This is a genomic window from Maribellus luteus, assembly GCF_003576475.1.
Taxonomy (GTDB): Bacteria; Bacteroidota; Bacteroidia; order Bacteroidales; family Prolixibacteraceae; genus Draconibacterium; species Draconibacterium luteum.
This window is the reverse complement of the sequence record NZ_QWGR01000164.1, coordinates 1-590: the sequence shown is the minus strand read 5'-3', so window position 1 is coordinate 590 and position 590 is coordinate 1. Positions and strand designations below refer to the sequence as shown.

Here is a 590-nt window from a genome sequence, read left to right as displayed (position 1 = left end):
CGATGCCTCACATGGCAAGGGCGAATTCGTTCTGGTGGTGGAAGGCGCAGGCGCGCAGGACGCCGCGCCGACGGCGATGGCGGCAGACCAGGTCTTGCGTCTGCTGTTGGCCGAGTTGCCTGCCAAGCGCGCAGCCAAGCTGGCCGGCGCAATTACGGGAGCGTCGGTCGACGCGCTGTATCAAAGCGCGCTGGCGCTGAAAAACGAAGGGAAGGACTGAGGGAGAAGGCGGCAGATCAACGGTTCAACGACGCTTGGCGCGACGCTTGACCGCTTTCTTCTTCACCGGTGCGGGTTCATCGGCACCCACATCGGCGTCGCCATCGTTGCTGGCGACATCGGTCTGCGTCAGCTCAGGGCGCAGCGCTTCAACTTCAGCGCGGGACAGTCGGCGGATTTCCACCTGCGTTGAACCGCGTTTGACGAAGTCGAGCCGCTTGGCGGCCGCGTACGACATGTCGACGATGCGCTTGCCGGTGTCGTAAGCGACCTGGCCGCGCTCGCGATAGGGAGCCGGAATGGCAGCCGAGCCTGGCAGCTGCATGCCGAGTGCCTCGGCAAGGCTGTTCATGGTCGTGGCCGTGCCCATG

The 590-nt window shown here is 65.1% G+C and carries 1 protein-coding gene and 1 pseudogene; one reads left to right on the top strand and one right to left on the bottom strand.

All coding sequences use genetic code 11. The features are described from left to right. A partial coding sequence (locus D1614_RS28420; RefSeq protein ID WP_241558165.1) for an SAM-dependent methyltransferase occupies window positions 1-220 on the top strand: 220 nt, incomplete at its 5' end. 227 nt (window positions 221-447) lie between these two features. On the opposite strand, the pseudogene D1614_RS28415 reads toward D1614_RS28420, so the two are convergent. Further along, window positions 448-590 (bottom strand): annotated as a pseudogene (locus D1614_RS28415) (dihydroxy-acid dehydratase domain-containing protein); the annotation flags it as partial.